This is a genomic window from Chroococcus sp. FPU101 (genome assembly GCF_017312365.1).
Lineage (GTDB): Bacteria > Cyanobacteriota > Cyanobacteriia > Cyanobacteriales > Microcystaceae > Chroococcus.
Genome location: NZ_BLJI01000001.1, coordinates 192,752 through 212,726, shown reverse-complemented (window position 1 = coordinate 212,726; position 19,975 = coordinate 192,752). Strand labels below are relative to the sequence as shown.

The following is a 19,975-nucleotide window of genomic DNA, read 5'->3' as shown; positions in this document are numbered from 1 at the left end:
AACTTAAATAAAATTAGTAATCGGTTCGCCTGGTTTCGCTTTTTTAAATTTCGTTCCTGTTTCACCCGTCTTAAATTTCTCTTTCACTTTGATATAAGCTTCATCAGGTAAGGCGACATAACCCACGCTATCCACCCATTTCCAAGAATTTGCTAGATAGAAATTGACAAATTCTGTAACAGCAGGTTTAGCATCCAAGGATTTTTTACTGACGTAAATAAATAGAGGACGAGCCAAAGGATTATAAGTATTTTTGACAATATTATCGAGTGGAACAGGCTTTATACATTCACCCGTAGGACTTTGAACAGCTACTATGTTTAGCTTATCTTGATTTTGAATGTAGTAGGAGATCCCCACATAACCCATAGCGAATTCATCACCTTGAACTCCTTTGACTAGAGTATTTTGATTGTGACTGGGTGTATAGTCAGTTCGTCCATTTTTTGCTTTACCTGTAACAGCTTGAGTAAAATAATCAAAAGTTCCTGTATCCGAAGCTGGCGCATAAAGCTTAAATGGTTCATTAGGAAATTTAGGATTAATTTGCTGCCAAGTTAGGATTTTACCCTCAGATTTCGCTTGCCATATTTTAGCAAGTTCTTCGATGGTCAAACATTGAACAAAATCATTTTTCTTGTTGACAATTACAGCAATTCCATCTAGAGCAATGGCAAGTTCAACAAACTCAATCCCCTTTTTTTGGCATTTTTCGATTTCTTCATCTTTAATCGTACGAGAAGCCGCAACAATATCGATGTCTCCCGCACAAAATTTACTGAAACCGCCACCTGTACCACTTGAAGCCACACTAACGACAGCTTCAGAATTCTGTTTTTTATATTCTTCAGCAACCGCTAGAGAAATTGGAAACCCTACCGCAGCACCATCAATACTAACTTGTTTAGGATCTTGACCTCGACTACAAGCACTTAGACTAGAGGTGATGAATAAGATTGAAGTAAGAATGAAACGACTTTTCATAGTGCTTTCAATGTGAATGAATTTATACTTTGCTTTTCGCCCAAATTTGGTCAAAAATAGCACCACTATCCAAAAATTCTTTCTGAATCAGATCCCATCCTCCTAAATCTTGAGAGGTAAATAAGGTTGTAATGGGAGTGTGCTGTATTGCCACGTCTTCAGCAAGAAAAGGACTAACGGGACGAAAACCTAACTTAGCAAACTCTCTTTGAGCATCATCTGAGTAAAGAAAATCGACAAATGCTTGCGCGACTTCTCTGGTGCCGTGTTTGTCTACGTTTGTGTCTACTAAGGCGACAGGATTATCGATGGAAATATTAATCGATGGGATTGTATAAGGGAACTGAAAGTTTTTTTGTTGGGCAAAAATGACCTCATTTTCGTAGTTAACCAAAGCATCTCCTTTCTGTTGTTGAAAAAATACATCACTCGCTTCACGGGCATCTTTAGTCAGTGTTGGGATATTCCGATAAACTTTGGTTACAAAATCTAAAGCGGTTGCGTCATCGCCGCCTGTTTGAGTAATCGATCCCCAAAACCCTAGAAATTCCCAAATCGCAATCCCAGACGTTTTCGGATTGGCGGCAATGATTTGGATATTGTCTTTAGCGAGATCTGACCAAGTATTGATCTTTTTGGGGTTGCCTTCACGAGTGACGATCGCGGCTACCGAACGCGTCACCACTCCATTACGAGGTGATTTGTTTTTCCAACCTTTATTAATCAAGCCCGCTTGTTCAATTTTCTTGACATCTAACGGTAAGGCTAGATGCACAATATCCGCCTCTTGCTTACCCGAAATCACATCCGCCGCTTGTGATCCTGATCCCCCATAACTTTGCTCAAAAATGACCTTTTGTTGGTGTTCTTGCTGCCACTTTTCGACAAATTTAGGAATAATCTGATCGTGTGCCGCTTTTGTGACGGAGTATGAAACCAGTCTCAGTTTAACTTCTGGCGTGTTGGCTAGATTACTTCCTGCACAAGAGGCGATCGTGACACTTAAAACAACACTGGCTAGAAATAAACTAACCACACTCACCCTCAAATGCTTACCCCAAAAGCGTTTAAGTCTACTTTGTGCTTTTACAAGATTCACTAATATCTGCTCAATTGCTGAGTTGCTTGACTTGCTCATGAAAGTTAAATCCAATATTACGGTTTATCAATCGACATACCGTACAAATATCGAAATTATAGAAGATTATGAAGGAGAAATCTTTTTTTATCTTGATATTTTTCATTCATTTTATTTATCGTTGCATCAATTAAGACTATTTGATTTTATTGACAAATATTGCTTAATATAAAGTCGTCAAGAAAAAAACAAAAATTTCAATAATTTAACTTTCACTGATTAATATACTCGAAAACCAAGAAAAATAACAAATAATAATTTTTCTTTAGATAGCCAACTCTAACAAACGCTGACTAATTGATTTTTTCACGGAAATTTAACCATTTATACAGTCATGCACAATCTATTTACAGTTATTATGACAGGCATTGCCGCTTTTATTGCTACTAATATAGATGACATTTTTATCCTGTTACTGTTCTTCTCTCAAGTTGATGGTGTGTTTCGTCGTCGTCATATTGTGTTAGGTCAGTATTTAGGCTTTATTGCACTACTTTTAGTAAGTTTACCTGGTTTTTTTGGTGGAATGTTATTACCTCAAGTTTGGCTCGGAATGCTGGGACTAGCACCAATTATTTTAGGAATGCGTCAGTGGCTAACCTCAGATGAAGAAGATTCTGATGATGAAAATTCAATCAATATTGAAGAAGATTCTGCATTTTCATCACTGACAAATTATATTTCACCTCAAACTTGTGGTGTAGCGGCTGTGACATTTGCCAATGGGGGTGACAATATCGGGATCTATGTTTCTCTGTTTGCTAGTTGTACTTTGGAGAGTTTAGCAGTGATTCTAAGTGTTTTCTTAACTTTAGTGAGCGTTTGGTGTTATGTCGCGTATCGTTTATCCTATATTCCCATCGTTGCCGAAACCTTAGCCCGTTACGGTTTTTATTTAATTCCTTTTGTGCTAATTGCTTTAGGGATTTCGATTTTGTCTGAAAATCAAACGCTTGAAGTCCCAATTTTTAGATTAATCATTCTCATCGTTTGTCTGATGAGTTATCTCATTTTTTCTCGCAATACCGAACAAGCCACACAATCTAATCAAGATTAACAGTATTCGGATTAACCATAAATTTAATTTATTGATTTTAGAAAAAAGAATATTTGTTTTTATAAATAGGACTGAAGTACAGTAGAAGTAAGAAATTACAGGTACTTTATACTATTTGTCCTATGTTTAAACGACTATTTAACTGGCATCATCTCGAAGAAAACCTGTATCAGATAGGATGCGATGATCGCGATCGCGGTTTGCTTCCAAGAAGACAGGACTGTGCTTATTTGAATGGCTATCTATCTGATAGACCACAAGGACTTGACGGCGAAATTCAGTATTTTCCAACGATTGAAGGCTATATCCATTGGAAAAAACGTTATTAAGCGATAATAGATCTAATTTAATTAGAAAGACGGAAAAGGGATCGCATTCTCACCCCTAAAATTGTTCCTAAAAGAGCAAAAGCAATCCACAGCCAGCCATGTAAGCTAGTTGAAGCAATCCCACTGAAATAGGCTCCGATATTGCAGCCAAAAGATAAACGCGCCCCATATCCCATCAGTAGCCCACCCAGCAAAGCACCTATCACCGCAAAACCAGACGCAGGCTTTTTCAGGGTTAGTCGTCCTGCCAATGCAGCCGCTAATGCCGCCCCAATAATTACACCAAGATTGATCGCAGAAATCGGATCAGCAAAGACACTTTGATTTAAAGCTTCTGCGGCTCCTCCTTGACTCCAAAACTCGCTATTAGCAGGATTCCACCTCAAAAATTGAGCAATTTTAGCCGCCCATAAGGTAAAACCCCATGTAACGCCCCAGGGACGACCTGCAATAATTAAAGTTAGCCAGTTGAGAACCGCTAGAGCAATTGAACCCCAAATCAATGACCAGGGGCCATACAACAAGGAATTAAGAAAATTTGATGAACTCGCTTGAGGAATAACTTCTTGATCTCGGTTTTTTTGCCATAGCCATAAGGCAAAAGTAATCATCAAAAAAGCAAGTAATTGAATCGCAACACCCGACCATCCCCAAAGCTGGATCAACGAAACAGGCTCAGTTTGCGGAAGTCCCGACCATACTTGTTTTGTCAGAGTTCCCCAAAAAGAACCAAGACAAAAAGTCAGCAGGGTTAGCATCATCATACTACTACCACCACCGATCGTATAAAGAGTACCACAAGCACAACCACTTCCTAACTGCATCCCAATGCCAAACAGAAAAGCACCGATCGCACCTTGTACAGCGACAGGGAAAACGGCACCTGTTACCTCATGTCCTAATACTGAACCTCTAATTAAAATAGGAGCAAAGAGAATCGTCGCAACCGTTAGCATTAAGATTTGAGCAAAGATCCCTTTAACTTCACCATAGACAAACAATTTACGGTAAGCCGAAGCAAAGCCAAAACTAGCGTGATAAAGGCTAATGCCAAATAAAACACCAATGAGGAATAAAACACTTTGTCGCCAACCGTAAATACTCAGTGCGATCGTTCCAACCATTAAGATAGCGAGAATTAATAACGTCAGCCATCTTTGAGAACGAGGTTGTAGATGATGTGTTTGAGGAATGGTCAAGATACTCATATCTTATTTTAGGTAGGGGAAAAAGATGGAGATGGCGAAGGAGAAGGATGAGGATGAGGTTTACCTTTATCATCACTATCCCGTCTTGTCGGTGTACAACTCATAGCGGAACTGCTATCAGATATTAAGTTAATCATCCCTAAAGCGATCGTCATTGCTGTCACTAAAGATAAAACTTTCATTCTTCGTCATCCTTTTTAAAACCCAACAAATTCTATTTTAGGCATCTCGTCCCGTTTCTACAGGCAAATCAGGATAAGACGAATATTCTGTCCAAGATCCCTCATAGACTCTAACTTTGGGATAGCCTAATAAATGTTTTAGTACCTGATACTGTAAGGTTGCTTCTCGTCCTGTGCTGCAAGTTACGATAACATCTTTATCGGGTGTTATGCCCTTGCTTGCTAAAATTTGCTTGATTTCATCGAGTGATTTTAGTTGATGAAAGTTAGTTTCACCGACTGTAAAAGATGGCCAGGGAATATTTCTAGCACCTGGAATATGGCCGTTTCTGACCCAAAGTTGCTTTTCACCTGAAAATAATTCTGGTGGGCGAGGATCGACAAAAACAACGTTAGGTTTGCCGATGGATGCTTTGACTTGATCGAGAGTAACACGAATCGAAGGATCATCTTTAATTGTAAATTGACCCGACTGATATTTAGGAAACTCTTTAGCGACAGGGAGTTGTGCAGCTTGATAGGCCGTAAAACCACCATCTAAGACCGCTACATTAGAATGTCCTGTGCGTTCTAATAGATAAGCTACCATCGTTGCACCGAGAACCTCCCGTCCATCCGCATAGACTAAAACTTCACTTTGATCGGTTACTCCCGCTTTTGTAAACAACGATTGTAGTTGCTCGTTTTGCCAATATTGTACGGGTAAAGTTCCATTAGGGCCACGAAAGGTATAATCGGCAATGTGAACGGCATTAGGGATATGTCCTGGGATGTAATCTAGAGGGTTAGACCGTGTATCGAGAATGCGTAGATTTGGGTCTTTAGCGTGTTCTGCCACCCAAGAAGGCGGAACAAATTGAATCTCAGAAGATGTTTGAGCGACAGTTGGTTGAATATGCAGTAAAGAGGTAATTAGCCCAAAAACGATCGCAGAGAGTGTAAAAACTGAAATTGACCAAGGTTTGAGCTTTGAAAACAATCTAAACAAGTTTATTTTCATCTTAATTTCTTTAAATACGTGACTATAATTTAATAAGAGTTTTGTAAGACTTTAATCAGTCATTTAATCTTTAACTGAAAAGCCTTACTCTGTTTCTAACGATTAGTTCCTTGAATTTGGTCAAAAATTGCACCATCAGCAAAAAATTTCTTCTGAATGTTGGGCCATCCACCAAAATTTTGAACGGTTGAGAGTTTATTCACTTTAGGAAATTTAGTTGAAACTTCTTTAGAAACCGTTGTATTTACGGGACGAAAACCGACTTTAGCAAATTCTCGCTGTGCTTCGGGAGTAAAGAGAAATTTAACAAATGCTTCTGAAACTTCACGAGTTTTATGTTTATCAACATTTTTATCAACTACCGCTACTGGATTATCAATCGAAATATTAACAGCAGGAATGGTATAAGAAAAATTTCCTTCACCTTTTTGTTTAGCTAAGATGACTTCATTTTCGTAATTGATCAACACATCCCCTTGACCTTGTTTAAAGAAAACATCACTCGCTTCACGGGCATCTTTTGGCAATACTGGAGCATTGTTATAAACTTGAGTCACGAATTGACGGGCTTTTTGATCATTTCCACCTGTCTGTGTCACGGCACCCCACAACGCTAGAAAATTCCACTGCGCTCCACCAGAGGTTTTAGGATTGGCAGTAATCACTTTAACCCCAGGTTTAACCAGATCTGGCCAGTTATTGATCTTTTTCGGATTCCCTTGGCGTGTGACTAAAGCAGCTACTGAACGAGTGACAATAGCGCCATTAGGGGCTTCTTTTTCCCAACCTGGCTTAATTAATCCTGCTTTTTGAATCTTTTCAGTATCTCCAGCTAAAGCGAGGGCTACTACATCGGCTTCTAGTCCATCAATGACAGCACGAGTTTGAGAACCTGAACCCCCATAGCTTTGACGGATCTCAATGTCTTGATTTTTTTCTTTTTTCCATTTAGCCGTAAAAAGAGGGATGATCTTTGAATAAGCTGCCTGGGTGACAGCGAAAGAAACTAAGGTAATTTCAGCTTTTGGTTTTTGGGCGACAAGCTGCTCAGATGGGGTCGATGACAACTTGCTAGAAGCCAGTACAGGTAAAATACCAACGCCTACACCTGTTAAGAGGGCGACTGATGCTAAAGAAACAGGAGATTTTAACGGTTGTAAGAGACTAGATAGGGATTGACCTTTGGTTGAACTAAACAAGTTATTGTTCATGGATTTACTTGAATTGGCTTTAAAATACACTAAGTTGATAAACAAATAGTTTTTAATAAGTGAATATTCTCATAAATATCTTGAAAAAGCAAGAGAGTACATCATCAGCGTTAGATAACTAAAGGTTTAAGGCTTGCAGGATAGAACTTTGAACAACTTTTTAATTTTGTGTTTGTAATAACACTGTATTTCGATAAGCTTACTGTACTATTGAAAATAGCCAATAATAATTAACCCAACTCAATATCCCCGTTCCTGTTTTAGAAAAAAACCTGACGCACCCGTCGAGCCTATTCAATATCAGCAGATACATTTATTGCAGTTAAAACTATTGCCTAAACCCATTCAGGTTAAAGAAGCCGTTCAATCATCCAAACAATAGGGAGAGAAAAATGCAAGTTCTTTGGTTTATCCCCACTTATAGCGATGGTCGCTATCTCGGAACTACAATCGGAAGACGCTCAACAGATTTACCTTATCTTAAACAAATTGCCCAAGCAGTCGATCATTTAGGTTATATGGGAGCATTATTACCGACAGGTCGCTCTTGTGAGGATGCTTGGATTTTAGCCTCTTTTTTAGCTGCTCATACCCAAAGGATGCGTTTTTTAGTCGCGGTACGCCCTGGGTTAGTTTCGCCAAGCATAGCCGCAAGAATGGCTGCTACCTTTGATCGGCTGTCCGGGGGACGTTTACTAATTAACGTAGTCACAGGAGGCGATCCGATTGAACTCGCAGGCGATGGTTTACATCTCAGTCATGACGATCGCTATAATCTAACTGATGAATTCTTGAGCATTTGGAGAGGAATCACTAGCGGTGAGGAAGTTGATTTTAAAGGGAATTATCTGGATGTCCAAGGTAGTAAATTATTATTTCCTCCGCTCCAAAAACCTTATCCGCCCTTATGGATCGGTGGCTCGTCTCCCGTTGCTCAACAAATTGCAGCCAAACACGTTGATGTCTATCTAACCTGGGGAGAACCGCCCGCACAAGTCGCCGAAAAAATATCCCATGTCCGACATTTAGCAGAAAGCCAAGGACGCACTTTAAAGTTTGGCATTCGTTTACACGTGGTTGTCCGAGAAACCGAAGCCCAGGCTTGGGAAGCCGCTAATGATTTAATTCGCTATGTCGATGATGAGGCGATCACAATTGCACAGAAAGCTTTTTCTGGCATGGACTCAGAAGGCCAACGTCGAATGACTCAACTACACAATGGTTCACGAGAGGCGTTAGAAATCAGCCCGAATTTATGGGCAGGTGTAGGACTTGTACGGGGTGGTGCAGGAACAGCGTTAGTAGGAAATCCTGAAACCGTAGCCGTCAGAATGCTGGAATATGTTGATTTAGGGGTTGATACTTTTATTCTTTCTGGCTATCCCCATCTCGAAGAAGCCTATCGAGTCGCTGAATTACTTTTTCCCCTGTTGCCTTTAGAATATCAACTCGCTTCAGAACCTCTAACATTGTTTAGTCCTTTTGGCGAAATCGTTGCTAATGAGCATTTTCCCAAACAAGCTTTAGCAAAGAAAAACACAACGACAGTAGATTAACTGGCTATCTTCTCAATCCTTGCTCCAAGTCCTACAGCCTCTAATTCTTTGGAATCGTATTTTACAAAAAAACTCAGTTTCTAATCAAGAACAATTCATTTATTCACAACATTAGGAGATTTAATTATGGTTGATGTTGTCGCTTAGATGAAGAACTTGAGCAAAGAATTAAGGTAGTTTTACCAGATTTACTAACCGCTATTGAAGTTTTTCAACCGATTACACCAGAATTAGTTAGTGTAAGTTGTTTTTACTCAGTCTTGAGCTTTCCCTATTGACCCGATCGCAGGCGAGAAATCTATCACTCATCTGCGATTTTTTTTGTACATCAAAATATTAAAATTTTAAGTGTGAGTTTCTCTGTAACTATCAAGCTAATATGTCCAGTTCTGTTTCGTCTGCAAGCTATAAGTTCCATCTTTCACATTCACCCGCTTAGGGATCAGTCTTAGATCTCTAAACGTATTAGCTTGCTGTTGTAGAGCATTAAGGGTTAAATCGTCAATCGGGATGATGGCGCGTTCAATACTACGTTTTTCCAGATTGTCTACAATCGATGGCTCGATTTCGTATTGTTCTGCTAATCGTTTAGCTGCTTCTAATTCCTGCTTCTTAGCCCAAGCTCCAGCTTCGTTGACTTCTTCTAAAATCACTTTGAGCAGATCTGGATAATCGCGTACCAACTCTGGAATCGCATAGTAGAGAGTCGGAACTTCATTAGAAACGTTGTCGCCAAAGATACTTTCTAGGTCAATGATCGAGCGTCCTGGATAACTACTTCGAGTTTGAGTTGCCGCATAGGGAACCCAATTTACCCAAGCATCGATTTCACCTCGACGGAATAGGGGTAGTGCTTCTGGCTGTGTCAGATAAATGGGTTCAATATCGCTCAAATCTAGCCCAACTTTGGCCAAAGCTTTAATCAAAACGTAATGGGAACTCGAACCTAAGTCAAAAGCAATCTTTTTATGCTTTAAGTCTGCCAAGGTCTGAATCGGTGAATTTTCTAATACTAAAATCGCTTGACCCTTTGGATCGGTATATTTTTCTTTAGCCACTCGCACAAACAGATGATCCGCCGCTTGAGAGAAAATACTAGCTGTACCACCACCACCGCAAAAATCGATCGTCCCATTGCTGAGGGCTTCAATTAAAGAAGATGCCGATAAAAAGCTTGACCAAGTAACTGTCAGCCCATACGGTCGTAACTGTTTTTCAAGCAAGCCTCGTTCACGGAGAACTTCGAGATTAGTCATTCCCTCTGGATAGCCGATTTTGAGTTGCTTGAGTTGCCGCGCTTGTTCAGCTAAGGGTGTGTTACCAGAGCGAGCCGCACGATTAGAAAACCAGCGATCCAAGACGATACTAAAAAATATGCCAGCTATAAACAGTCCTATGGTTTCCCAGACTCGAATCGATATCTTTTTGGGGAATGATAACTGCTCCATCAAAGCGGAAAGCCTATTGCCTGATTCAGGAGCAGCAATAGCATGAATGTTAAAAGCTAGACTCAAGACAAGGCCGATACAAAATAGAACAATAAATCTGGAGGCAACTGCACGAGGAAGCAATGATTTTTGCAACTGAAAAAACTTTTGACCTGTGGATTTAAGCAAACGGTTAATCAAACGGCTATTCATACTGATTCCTTTGATAAACTCAGTTTATGGGTATTGCAAATGAATAGAAAAGAGCGATTACAATAAAAGTTTCCTTTGGCCAAAAAACTCACAAACTATTTACTACTTGAATTGCTTGGTTTATAAGTATACCGTCAACTTGTCTTAAACGGAATGCTTCATTTACTAGATTATTGTAGTCATTTAATAAAAATAATTGATGCTTAATTTCGTAACAATCACTTATGTTTTAGTTGAATCAGGTGTTACACACAACAATATAGCTAGAATGTTAAACTTTTCTGGGTATTAATATTAAGTTGAAAAAAAAGGAGTTGAGTCATAGTCAAAGCGTAAAACTCACATTCTTAGATTTACATTGCTTGATATTGCGGAATTAGTTTTTACGATAAACGATTGTGAGCCGTGTCATTAGACAGGTGTTAAACGAGGAATAGTAATGGATTGGTTAATTGATGCACTTAAGATCGCCATAGCTGCTGCTCTAGCAACAACATTTGACGACAATATTTATCTAACTGCCTTCTTTAGTGAGGTTAATCGTACTTTTCGTCCTAAACATGTTGCAGTTGGTGAACTTTTAGGGTTCACAGTACTGGTTTTAGTAAGTTTGGTGGGTTTCGTCCTAGGGCTAGTGGTTGATTCAACTTGGATCGGTTTACTGGGGATTTTACCGATCCTTATTGGTTTAAGAAACCTAATCAATCTTAATCGCAATGAGTCAGATCAAGACAAATCAGTTAATCGGAAAAGAAATTCTAAATATCGAGGATTTGAGTCTCAAAAGCGATCGCTCTGGGATGTCATCCGCGATCCACAAACCTATCGTGTCTCCGCAGTCACAATTTCCAACGGTGGTAACAATCTTGGAATTTATATCCCTCTGTTTGCTTCTAGCACATTCCCGAATCTGGCTGTAATCATACTGATTTGCTATCTCACAGTTGCCACTTGGATCTTCATGTCCTATCATCTGACCCATCAACCAGGTATTGCTTTTATCCTCAGCCGCTATGCGAGCAAGATTTTTCCTTTTGTGCTGATGTGGCTCGGTTTGAGGATCATTTTAGATAGTGAATCATATCGTCTCTTTTTACCGAAAATCTAACAGGCTCTACAGTTTTAGATGAGGAACAGATAATAATATTGACAAATTTTTCCACGCCAATTAAGTCTTTTTAAGTGCTGGGAAAACCGTAGGTAAGAACAAAGGTATTAATTAAAATGTTTCGCTTAAGAACTTAAAAGCTCTTTTCACTCACGAAATTATCGGTAATTCAAGTTTATTTCTAAAAGTTAATCTTTAGAGATTGCAAAAATAACCAACTAGCATTAAATTAACTGTTTATTTAAAATAATTAATTTATTTTAACCTTAACTTGGCTATGGCTTTACCTTCTGAAAAACTTCAGACTCCAACGATGATCGCCATTGTTGGGAGTGGCTTTAGTGGTTCTCTGGTGGCGGCTCATCTTTTAAAAACCGCAACTCGGCCCCTCATTATCAAACTAATCGAGCGTCAAAATGAGATTGGCAAGGGAGTAGCTTACAGTACGGAAACCACCAGCCATTTACTCAATGTCTCAGCAGGCAATATGAGCGCATTTCCAGATGATCCGAGTCATATACTGCGCTGGCTAAACTATAACCGCAACGAGTTAGAGGCATTGCTTCCCGATGAGATTAACGCCAGTACATTTATTTCCCGCAAAGTTTACGGTTATTACATTCAGTCGATTTTAGAAGAAGCAGAAGCAACCGCATTAAGTAATGTTTGGCTAGAGCGTATAATTGATGAAGTCGTAGCAGTAGAACCAGATGGAAAAGGCGCGATCGTCACCCTCCGTAATCATTCCCGTTTCTTTGCCGATAAGATTGTACTAGCATTAGGAAATACACCCGCTACCCCCTTTTCTCAACACTCAGATAGTAGCGATCGCTTTTTGCGAGATGCTTGGTCAGCTTCGGCTCTTAGTGATCTCGAACCCAATGCACCTGTATTACTCATCGGGACGGGACTGACAATGGTAGATATGGTCGTATCTCTCCACGCTCAGAAACATCGGGGTCAAATCTATGCTATATCTCGACGGGGTTTATCTCCAATACAACACCAGGCGACCTTACCATATCCTCCTTTTTTGAGTGTTGAAACCGCACCCCCCACGATTCGCGGTCTATTGCGTCGTGTTCGGACTGAGATAGCAACGGCAGCAACTCAAGGCTACGACTGGCGAGCAGTGCTTGATTCACTACGTCCGATCACCTCGCAACTCTGGCAGAATTTACCCCTTGATGAGCAACGGCGTTTTTTACGTCATCTGAAATCCTATTGGGAGGTGCATCGACATCGCATTGCACCAGAAATCGGTAATATTGTTAATGAAATGCTTGCTTCAGGTCAACTAAGCGTGACTGCGGGGCGTATTCGGGATTATCAAGCTTTACCTAACGCCGTCGCTGTGACTGTGGAAGAACGCAAAACCCATAATCAAGTTTATCAGATTAGCCGAGTGGTTAATTGTACAGGAGTAGAAGCAGATTATAGACGCTCATCTGTGCCTTTAATTGCTAGTTTGCACTCCCAGGGATTAGTACGCCCTAACAAAATCGGTTTAGGATTAGATACGGCTGTTAATGGTGCAGTAATAGACGCTAATGGTCAAACCTCAACTCTACTATATACGATAGGAACCCCGCGCAAAGGAAATTTGTGGGAAACGATCGCGGTTCCAGAATTACGAGTTCAGGCGCAAGGATTAGCCCGACAGATCTTGCAGTCACTTCCTGTGCGGGTGCGTTATATTCCGACTCCTTCAGTATCCAACCGAAAAGAAGATCGTTCAATGTTATTTCGTCAATTATTTGATCCTGAATCAAGCAATTATACTTACCTGATTGCCGATCAGCAGACTAAAGATGCCGTTTTAGTCGATCCTGTGTTAGAGCAGGTTAAGCGAGATTTAGAAATACTTCAGGATTTAGGGTTAACGCTACGCTATTGTTTAGAAACACATCTCCATGCTGACCATATTACAGGGGCGGGTCAACTGAGACAGCAAACAGGCTGTCGTGTGATGATTCCTGAAAATGCAGGTGTTAAATCTGCTGATCATTCTTTAGCCAATGGTGAAACTTTAGCGGTAGGAACGGTCGTCATTGAAGCGATTGCCACTCCTGGTCATACTTATAGCCATTTGTCTTATTTAGTGAACAAAACTCATCTCTTAACGGGTGATGCTTTGTTAATTCGTGGTTGTGGACGCACTGATTTTCAAGGAGGCGACGCAGGTATTCTCTATGATGTAGTAACACAACGATTATTTACCCTGCCAGAAGAAACCTTTGTTTATCCAGGTCATGATTATAAAGGGCGTACTGTTTCCACCATTGGCGAAGAAAAACGCTTAAATCCTCGGTTTGCCGATCATAGCCGCAGTCAGTTTATTACCCTGATGGGTCATCTTAAATTGAGCTATCCTAAGAAGATGAAAGAAGCAGTTCCAGCTAATGAATACTGTGGTGATTTTATCCCTCAAACCAATCTCAATTCAACAATAGATGAGGCGCAACAGAAAACAGAACTCATGCGACTTACCAATACTGAAATTTTTAATGATTACTTTGCCATGTATATCTAGATTGGCTCATCTTAGATCTTCCCGATTCACCATATTTTCGGCTTAGTTGAGCAAAAACAGTATTATGCAAAAACTGCCCAGAATAACTAGTTTTGGTGTAATGCACTAAATCCTTCGGATCATCGTACTATTTTAATTCCAAACGGAAATCATTTTGGTCTTCAAAGAACCAAAAGTTTTGGCTCAGGTAGTCAAGATATGGAAAAAGCACTCGAAAAATTACAATCTGTTTGGGAACAAGAATGGTCACTGACACAACAACAACGGGGAGAATGTGCAGTTGCGATCGCGCTTTATTCTTAACTGATGATTTTGTCACAGAAGCTCATCTTAAACATATGCGCCAATGAAGCCGTAAATTAAACTAATTAAGACAAATAAGGTTAAAAACACGTAGATTAAATCCCGTTGCCAAATAAAAGCTAATAAAGAAAAAGCCACTCTTGCTACTGGAGTCGCAATTAAAAGTAATAGTCCAAATTGAATTAAAGCTAAGGAATCACCAGAGTAAACCGCTTTTATGACACCGACTGGCGAACATAACTCACTAGGTTGTCCTCGAAAAGTTTGAAAATCTACGGTTTCAGTCCCATGAGAAATTAAATACCGAACACCGCCAACAATAACGATCATACTAGCAAAAATCACGCCGTATCTTAATAAATTACTGACTAAATGAGCATTTGATGGATCATTTGACAGAGCTGTAATATTTCTCTCCTCATCAATCTGATCCTTTGTGGGAACGTATTGTACCTCATCTATTGAAGATGAAGATTTTTTGGACTTGAAATTAATAAAATTCATCCTAAAAACCTCCAACTAAACTGTTATAAACCATCTTAAAAGCCATTGCTACAAGTACTAAACTGAAGATAATTCTCAAAACCTCAGTTTTAGTTCCGACCAAAATTCTAGCTCCTAAAAAAGCACCAGGTAAAACTCCCAACATTACGGACATTGACAATCGCGGATCGATATAACCCCTTGCCAGATAAACTCCAGCAGAAGTGGCGGCTGTTACACCGATCATAAAATTACTGGTAGTAGTAGAAACTTTGAAAGGAAGGCGCATGATTTGATCCATTGCCAAAACCTTAAAAGCACCTGAACCAATGCCGAGCAACCCAGAAAACACGCCAGCCACAATCATTAAGCCAAACCCAACAGGTAGGGAGTAAACATGGTAAGGCATTAGTCCATCGGGGGTAGGATAGGTGCTATTCAGTTTTAAATGAGTGATCCAAGGGTTCGTTAACTTACTTTCAGTTTGTTCAAGTCGGGGCTGTTGTGATAAATAAGCTGAGTAGAGAAGAACAAGAGCAAGTATCAGCGTCAGGGCTTTGACAGAAACAAAAGTGGCAATTAAAGCACCTACTAAGGCTCCGATTGTTGTCGCTACTTCCATAAACATCCCTAATCTTAAATTAGTATATCCTTGCTTAATATATGCAGATGCGGCACCAGAGGAGGTGGCAATCACAGATACTAATGAAGCACCGACGGCATAGCGAATATCAACACCAAATATTGAAGTTAAGAAAGGTACAATAACTACTCCACCTCCTAAACCTGTGAGTGCGCCTAAGAATCCTGCGCTAAATGAGCCTATCCAAACCAGTGAGGAAAATTCTAGGATATTCAAATGGCGCGTCTCTCCTTAGTTAATATTGAGGGATTAAAGTTAATGAAATTTTGAAAATATAGTACAGTTTTTCAAGTAGTTTAAAGTAAAGAGCAATACAACTCAACTGGCTAAAAACAACTACATTCCGATAGATTTTTTGTAACTTAATAACAATCAATGAGCATCAGTTAATTGTCTAAAGCTGGCAAAGGTAATCAGGTCTTGAATTTGGCTCCTTACAGTTAGTATGCGTCTTCTGGAATACGCATCAATAAAATTTATTATTAATATCAATAAGCATAATTATTTTTATCAATTTCTCGCTCAAAGTCAAGAAACTTTTGAATGAAAAATTTAGCCTAACTTCCTTGAATAATTTTAAATTTTATTGACGTTGAACTGATATTAGCTATCAACGCATCGCTCAACAGATTATGCTAGAGAGTAAGTATCCAATTGCGAAAAACGATTAATGCTCAGAAGGAGAAAGATCATGAGACTTTTAAAAATTGCTCTTGTCGCTTTATTATTTTGCATCAATTTAGCACTCGCTCAACCCTCATTAGCCGACCGACCTAAAATTGAATCAAACCCCGATTATATTAAATTGAATCAAACCCTTGATAACTTTTTGAATGCTAGGGAGCAACAAACTTTACCTAAAGGAATGACAGCCGAACAATTTCAGCAACAAATTGCGATCTGAAGTTCCAAAAATATATTATGGAGACTGGAGAAGGTGTTGGCTTGTGTCGTAACCAGACTCAACAGACACTAGCAGTCTACGGGCCAAGATCCAAGAAATCCCAATCTACTTACGATAATGAATTATATCTTCTCTCACCTGGTCAAGAAACAGATGACGAATGGGATTGTAGGGGGATTTATCTTCCCAATGACGTAAATATAGCAGGTTTCGATACCAATGGGGCGTTGGCTGCAAAAATCGTCAATGGAACTCGATTAGTAGTAACATCTAATCCAGAAACGGGTGTAATCGACTTTAATGTACCTTTTGCTCAAGTTTTTCAAGCTGATGAAGTCAATTGGCAGATTCCTGATTTGTCTCAAGCCGCGCTAGAATCTCAATTTCCTAAAGCACCAGTTGACGATTAAATTTTAGTTCTACGAAATTGAAAAATTAAAGGGAAAAGTCAAGTATGTTTTGTCTTTTTCCTTTTTTTCTAAGAGGCGACACCCAGATTTGAACTGGGGGATGGAGGTTTTGCAGACCTCTGCCTTACCGCTTGGCTATGTCGCCATTTTTGCCCATATGTCATCATAACAAAGATTGTTTAAAAAAGCAACTCATAAAACAAATAATAATCACAGGACGGTTGAGCAAGCTAAACTAAAAACAACAATCAGAAATTATACTGCTTTTATGAAAAAATTTTTTCTGATCTTGCTTCTAGCTAACTCAATTGTAGTTGGTTTAAATTCGACTATTAATCAACCTAGCTACGCAGTATCGGTTCAAGAAGTGCCTCATCCTAGCCAAATGCACACAGGATGGGTAGTTGATACAGCAAATCTGTTAGATCAAAGCATGATCGCTAGAATTAATACTATTATCTCCGAAGTGAAAACGAAAACAGGGGCAGAAATCGCAGTTGTCACGGTTCCTAATACCCAACCATCCGCTACACCGAAAGAATTCGCTACAGATTTATTTAATCGTTGGGGAATTGGACAACGAGGGCAAGATAACGGGGTTTTGATCTTAATTTCTCGTGATGAAAGACGAGTCGAAATTGAGACAGGCTACGGAACCGAAGGAGTTTTAACCGATGCTCAAGCGGGTAATATTATTAATACTAAAATCATTCCAAACTTTAAACAGGGAAACTATCCAGCAGGGATTTTAGCAGGCGTAGAAGCGATCGCAAATACTATTTTACAAGCTCCAGATTTTGCAACTCCCACTCCGCCATCTGAAGGTATTCCAGCCGAATTAGTCTGGTTTTTAGGAACCTGCGTACTCGGAATTGGCGGGTTAACTCTTTTTATGAAAACTCGTAAAACCTATCTCAATCCTGAAGGGCGTTCTTATGGAGCGTATGTCACAGAAAAACCTAAATTTCATTGTGCTAAATGTCGTAATCTGATGCAAGAAATCGGACGCGATACCCTTGAAGCAAATTTAAACAAACCTCAGCGAGTCGCCGAACAAATTCGCAGTTCTGCCTATCGAGGTTGGTCATGTCCCGACTGCAAGGAACACAAGCGTGTCGAAGGATTTCATCTTAGAACCTATCGCCTTACCAGTGAATATGACCTCTGTCCGAATTGCGATGAATTTACCCTTAAATCTACAGTATATGTACTACAACCAGCCAGCGTGTTTGCTGATGGAATTCAAAGAACTGTACAAGAATGCGTTAGCTGTGGTTTTCATAACGAGCGAGATGACTATATTCCTAGAAATGCCCCTGTAATTGTTTACACAGGTGGTGGTGGCTTCGGTGGTGGTGGCTTTGGCGGCGGCGGTTCTTGGGGTGGTGGTAGTTCTGGTGGTAGTTCTGGTGGTGGTGATTTTGGCGGTGGTAGTTCTGGTGGTGGTGGTGCAGGAGGGAGTTGGTAAAATAATTTAAAATTCCAAAAATACTTTAATAAAAATATGAATGATAATAATTCTCGTATTCCCGAAGATATCGCCGACGATGTGCTAAAAGTCGCATCAGAACTGTATGCTAAAACTCAAAATAGTTTTTCAGTATCCGATTTACAAGCCGCAGGACAAGAGGTTAGTATACCTCCAGAACTGATTAATCAAGCGATTGCACAAGTCAAAGAACAACGACGTTTAGAAGCCGAAAAACGAGAACAGGCTAAACAAACACAAAAAACACTCGTTATCGTAGGTGCGGGACTAGCTGCTGTTGTAGGACTTTCGAGTATTTTGTCTTATAATTCTTTAAACAGTTCTGCTCAGGCAATTGATGCACAGTGGGCGCAAGTCGAAAACCAATTACAACGCCGTGCTGATTTAATCCCAAAATTGGTTAGTGTAACGAAAGCACAAGCCAAGCAGGAACAAACCATTGTTAAAATGCTAACCGATGCACAAAATAAGTTTAATCGTGCTAGAACCCCCAATGAAAAGTTAGCTGCATCTGACGCAATTAATGTAGCCATTCAAGGTTTTAATCAATATGCCAGCCAAACACCCCTAGGCTCATCTCAAGTTTTTAGTAATCTACAATATGAAATTGCAGGAACTGAAAATCGGATTGCTACTGAACGAAGACGGTATAATCTCGCTATTCAAAACTACAATCAAAAGGTACAATCATTTCCTAATTCGATTGTCGCAGGATTAACAGGGTTTCAAACCAAGGATTTTTATCAGCCAACCAATACGGCTGATCCCAAGATTGAGCTATAATAAACTATTTTTAATATGCCCAAATTTCGTTATCTAAATCAACAACATCAAGCGGAACAAAACTGGTTTAAAACATTATTTAGGCTCAAAGGCTCTGTCGTTCCCGCCGTTTTTACGAGAGTAATGGTGTGTGTTGTTCTTAGTGTGATTCTTGCTTATGTTTATGAAGCTGGATATAAAACAGTAGCTTTACCAATAGATGGAACCATTCCGAGTGTAGTTCTCGGTTTATTATTAGTTTTTCGGACTAATACCGCTTATGAGCGATTTTGGGAAGGTCGTAAAATTTGGGGTGCATTGAATAATCATATCCGTAACTTATCTAGAGCAATTTGGGTTTATGTCGTTGAAGAAACACCCCATGATCGAACCAATAAAATTTCCTCTTTAAATCTTTTAGTCGCTTTTGCCGTGGCTACTAAATTACATTTACGCAATGAAAAAAATCATGCTGAATTAAAAGAATTAATGAATAATAAAAAATATGAAAAGCTTGAACATATGAATCATATTCCCCTAGAAATTGCTTTTTTAGTTGGGGATTATTTACAAGAACAATATCAACGTAATTGTTTAAATACTTATCAACTCACAGCCATGTCTAATCTATTAGATGATATGGTAGATGCCTTGGGTGGTTGTGAACGAATTTTAAAAACGCCGATGCCATTAGCATATGCAATTCATCTTAGACAACTTCTACTGGTTTATTGTTTAAGTTTACCTTTTGAGTTGGTAGATCGTTTGGGATGGTGGACTCCTATATTTGTTGCTATTCTCAGTTTTACTGTTTTTGGCATTGAGGAAATTGGTTTAGAAATTGAAAATCCTTTCGGGAAAGATGCCAATGATTTACCGTTAGATCAGATTTGCGAAAATATAAAAATTAATCTTGAAGATTTAATTAGTTTTGCTCCGAGTGTGAGAAATTGGGATCATTATAAAAGTTTGGCACAACAAGATACAGAATCAAGTCAACCCTTGTTAGAATACTAAACATTAAAGGAGACTCAA

Annotated in this window: 18 protein-coding genes, 1 tRNA gene and 2 pseudogenes; 11 read left to right on the top strand and 10 right to left on the bottom strand. The window is 39.4% G+C overall.

Features of this window, described 5'->3' with window-relative positions; genetic code table 11:
* Positions 1 to 3: 3 nt before the first annotated feature.
* Together CFPU101_RS00740 and CFPU101_RS00735 are read right to left on the bottom strand one after the other, a co-directional pair.
* A complete protein-coding gene (locus tag CFPU101_RS00740; RefSeq protein ID WP_206813431.1) occupies positions 4 to 984 on the bottom strand; it encodes a PstS family phosphate ABC transporter substrate-binding protein in 981 nt (326 codons plus the stop codon).
* Positions 985 to 1,006: 22 nt separating this feature from the next.
* Positions 1,007 to 2,122 carry a sulfate ABC transporter substrate-binding protein gene (locus tag CFPU101_RS00735; protein ID WP_206813430.1) on the bottom strand — a complete coding sequence of 372 codons (1,116 nt, stop codon included), beginning with the start codon at positions 2,120 to 2,122 and terminating at the stop codon, positions 1,007 to 1,009.
* 334 nt (positions 2,123 to 2,456) lie between these two features.
* Here CFPU101_RS00735 and CFPU101_RS00730 point away from each other — a divergent pair, with 334 nt between their 5' ends.
* Entirely contained in the window at positions 2,457 to 3,179 is a 723-nt protein-coding gene (locus CFPU101_RS00730; RefSeq protein WP_206813429.1) for a cadmium resistance transporter, read from the top strand.
* Positions 3,180 to 3,301: 122 nt separating this feature from the next.
* Positions 3,302 to 3,508 (top strand): hypothetical protein, encoded by a 207-nt coding sequence (locus CFPU101_RS00725; RefSeq protein ID WP_206813428.1) that lies wholly within the window; start codon positions 3,302 to 3,304, stop codon positions 3,506 to 3,508.
* Positions 3,509 to 3,525: 17 nt separating this feature from the next.
* Here CFPU101_RS00725 and CFPU101_RS00720 read toward each other — a convergent pair whose 3' ends face one another.
* From CFPU101_RS00720 to CFPU101_RS00705, 4 genes are all read right to left on the bottom strand, one after another.
* Complete coding sequence (locus tag CFPU101_RS00720) at positions 3,526 to 4,716, bottom strand: YeeE/YedE family protein (RefSeq protein ID WP_206813427.1); 1,191 nt, start codon at positions 4,714 to 4,716, stop codon at positions 3,526 to 3,528.
* Positions 4,717 to 4,724: 8 nt separating this feature from the next.
* Positions 4,725 to 4,898: a hypothetical protein gene (locus CFPU101_RS00715; RefSeq protein WP_206813426.1), complete on the bottom strand. Its 174-nt coding sequence runs from the start codon at positions 4,896 to 4,898 to the stop codon at positions 4,725 to 4,727.
* Between the two features lie 37 nt (positions 4,899 to 4,935).
* A complete protein-coding gene (locus CFPU101_RS00710; RefSeq protein ID WP_206813425.1) occupies positions 4,936 to 5,898 on the bottom strand; it encodes a sulfurtransferase in 963 nt (320 codons plus the stop codon).
* Positions 5,899 to 5,993: 95 nt separating this feature from the next.
* Positions 5,994 to 7,109 carry a sulfate ABC transporter substrate-binding protein gene (locus tag CFPU101_RS00705; RefSeq protein ID WP_206813424.1) on the bottom strand — a complete coding sequence of 372 codons (1,116 nt, stop codon included), beginning with the start codon at positions 7,107 to 7,109 and terminating at the stop codon, positions 5,994 to 5,996.
* Between the two features lie 392 nt (positions 7,110 to 7,501).
* Here CFPU101_RS00705 and ssuD point away from each other — a divergent pair, with 392 nt between their 5' ends.
* Positions 7,502 to 8,665: an FMNH2-dependent alkanesulfonate monooxygenase gene (gene ssuD, locus CFPU101_RS00700; protein WP_206813423.1), complete on the top strand. Its 1,164-nt coding sequence runs from the start codon at positions 7,502 to 7,504 to the stop codon at positions 8,663 to 8,665.
* 374 nt (positions 8,666 to 9,039) lie between these two features.
* On the opposite strand, the gene CFPU101_RS00695 is transcribed toward ssuD, so the two are convergent.
* Entirely contained in the window at positions 9,040 to 10,305 is a 1,266-nt protein-coding gene (locus CFPU101_RS00695) for an aliphatic sulfonate ABC transporter substrate-binding protein (RefSeq protein WP_206813422.1), read from the bottom strand.
* A gap of 439 nt (positions 10,306 to 10,744) precedes the next feature.
* Between CFPU101_RS00695 and CFPU101_RS00690 the strand changes: the two genes are divergently transcribed.
* The 3 genes and pseudogenes from CFPU101_RS00690 to CFPU101_RS25315 all read left to right on the top strand — a co-directional run.
* Entirely contained in the window at positions 10,745 to 11,413 is a 669-nt protein-coding gene (locus CFPU101_RS00690; protein WP_206813421.1) for a cadmium resistance transporter, read from the top strand.
* A gap of 277 nt (positions 11,414 to 11,690) precedes the next feature.
* Positions 11,691 to 12,188 (top strand): annotated as a pseudogene (locus CFPU101_RS25320) (FAD/NAD(P)-binding protein); the annotation flags it as partial.
* A gap of 963 nt (positions 12,189 to 13,151) precedes the next feature.
* Positions 13,152 to 13,832: pseudogene (locus CFPU101_RS25315) on the top strand (MBL fold metallo-hydrolase); the annotation flags it as partial.
* Between the two features lie 444 nt (positions 13,833 to 14,276).
* Here the strand turns inward: CFPU101_RS25315 and CFPU101_RS00680 are convergent.
* A complete protein-coding gene (locus CFPU101_RS00680) occupies positions 14,277 to 14,753 on the bottom strand; it encodes a DUF1634 domain-containing protein (RefSeq protein WP_206813420.1) in 477 nt (158 codons plus the stop codon).
* 1 nt (position 14,754) lies between these two features.
* Positions 14,755 to 15,591, bottom strand: coding sequence for a sulfite exporter TauE/SafE family protein (locus CFPU101_RS00675; protein WP_206813419.1), 837 nt, complete (start codon positions 15,589 to 15,591; stop codon positions 14,755 to 14,757).
* Between the two features lie 475 nt (positions 15,592 to 16,066).
* On the opposite strand from CFPU101_RS00675, the gene CFPU101_RS00670 reads away from it, so the two are divergent.
* Complete coding sequence (locus CFPU101_RS00670; RefSeq protein WP_206813418.1) at positions 16,067 to 16,279, top strand: hypothetical protein; 213 nt, start codon at positions 16,067 to 16,069, stop codon at positions 16,277 to 16,279.
* Positions 16,280 to 16,296: 17 nt separating this feature from the next.
* Positions 16,297 to 16,689 (top strand): hypothetical protein, encoded by a 393-nt coding sequence (locus CFPU101_RS00665; protein ID WP_206813417.1) that lies wholly within the window; start codon positions 16,297 to 16,299, stop codon positions 16,687 to 16,689.
* A 73-nt stretch (positions 16,690 to 16,762) separates the two neighbouring features.
* Here the strand turns inward: CFPU101_RS00665 and CFPU101_RS00660 are convergent.
* Positions 16,763 to 16,834 (bottom strand) — tRNA-Cys (locus CFPU101_RS00660).
* A gap of 123 nt (positions 16,835 to 16,957) precedes the next feature.
* Here CFPU101_RS00660 and CFPU101_RS00655 point away from each other — a divergent pair.
* Genes CFPU101_RS00655 through CFPU101_RS00645 form a run of 3 tightly spaced genes read left to right on the top strand, consistent with a single transcriptional unit; the run spans position 16,958 to position 19,957 of the window.
* Positions 16,958 to 18,157 (top strand): YgcG family protein, encoded by a 1,200-nt coding sequence (locus CFPU101_RS00655; RefSeq protein ID WP_206813416.1) that lies wholly within the window; start codon positions 16,958 to 16,960, stop codon positions 18,155 to 18,157.
* A 36-nt stretch (positions 18,158 to 18,193) separates the two neighbouring features.
* Positions 18,194 to 18,961 carry a LemA family protein gene (locus CFPU101_RS00650; protein WP_206813415.1) on the top strand — a complete coding sequence of 256 codons (768 nt, stop codon included), beginning with the start codon at positions 18,194 to 18,196 and terminating at the stop codon, positions 18,959 to 18,961.
* 15 nt (positions 18,962 to 18,976) lie between these two features.
* A complete protein-coding gene (locus CFPU101_RS00645; protein ID WP_206813414.1) occupies positions 18,977 to 19,957 on the top strand; it encodes a bestrophin family protein in 981 nt (326 codons plus the stop codon).
* Positions 19,958 to 19,975: the final 18 nt, after the last annotated feature.

What these genes read in the sequence shown, in the direction of transcription:
- CFPU101_RS00740 (WP_206813431.1), bottom strand. Translation starts at nt 984, where the DNA reads ATGAAAAGTCGTTTCATTCTTACTTCAATCTTATTCATCACCTCTAGT.
- CFPU101_RS00735 (WP_206813430.1), bottom strand. Translation starts at nt 2,122, where the DNA reads ATGAGCAAGTCAAGCAACTCAGCAATTGAGCAGATATTAGTGAATCTT.
- CFPU101_RS00730 (WP_206813429.1), top strand. Translation starts at nt 2,457, where the DNA reads ATGCACAATCTATTTACAGTTATTATGACAGGCATTGCCGCTTTTATT.
- CFPU101_RS00725 (WP_206813428.1), top strand. Translation starts at nt 3,302, where the DNA reads ATGTTTAAACGACTATTTAACTGGCATCATCTCGAAGAAAACCTGTAT.
- CFPU101_RS00720 (WP_206813427.1), bottom strand. Translation starts at nt 4,716, where the DNA reads ATGAGTATCTTGACCATTCCTCAAACACATCATCTACAACCTCGTTCT.
- CFPU101_RS00715 (WP_206813426.1), bottom strand. Translation starts at nt 4,898, where the DNA reads ATGAAAGTTTTATCTTTAGTGACAGCAATGACGATCGCTTTAGGGATG.
- CFPU101_RS00710 (WP_206813425.1), bottom strand. Translation starts at nt 5,898, where the DNA reads ATGAAAATAAACTTGTTTAGATTGTTTTCAAAGCTCAAACCTTGGTCA.
- CFPU101_RS00705 (WP_206813424.1), bottom strand. Translation starts at nt 7,109, where the DNA reads ATGAACAATAACTTGTTTAGTTCAACCAAAGGTCAATCCCTATCTAGT.
- ssuD (WP_206813423.1), top strand. Translation starts at nt 7,502, where the DNA reads ATGCAAGTTCTTTGGTTTATCCCCACTTATAGCGATGGTCGCTATCTC.
- CFPU101_RS00695 (WP_206813422.1), bottom strand. Translation starts at nt 10,305, where the DNA reads ATGAATAGCCGTTTGATTAACCGTTTGCTTAAATCCACAGGTCAAAAG.
- CFPU101_RS00690 (WP_206813421.1), top strand. Translation starts at nt 10,745, where the DNA reads ATGGATTGGTTAATTGATGCACTTAAGATCGCCATAGCTGCTGCTCTA.
- CFPU101_RS00680 (WP_206813420.1), bottom strand. Translation starts at nt 14,753, where the DNA reads ATGAATTTTATTAATTTCAAGTCCAAAAAATCTTCATCTTCAATAGAT.
- CFPU101_RS00670 (WP_206813418.1), top strand. Translation starts at nt 16,067, where the DNA reads ATGAGACTTTTAAAAATTGCTCTTGTCGCTTTATTATTTTGCATCAAT.
- CFPU101_RS00665 (WP_206813417.1), top strand. Translation starts at nt 16,297, where the DNA reads ATGGAGACTGGAGAAGGTGTTGGCTTGTGTCGTAACCAGACTCAACAG.
- CFPU101_RS00655 (WP_206813416.1), top strand. Translation starts at nt 16,958, where the DNA reads ATGAAAAAATTTTTTCTGATCTTGCTTCTAGCTAACTCAATTGTAGTT.
- CFPU101_RS00650 (WP_206813415.1), top strand. Translation starts at nt 18,194, where the DNA reads ATGAATGATAATAATTCTCGTATTCCCGAAGATATCGCCGACGATGTG.
- CFPU101_RS00645 (WP_206813414.1), top strand. Translation starts at nt 18,977, where the DNA reads ATGCCCAAATTTCGTTATCTAAATCAACAACATCAAGCGGAACAAAAC.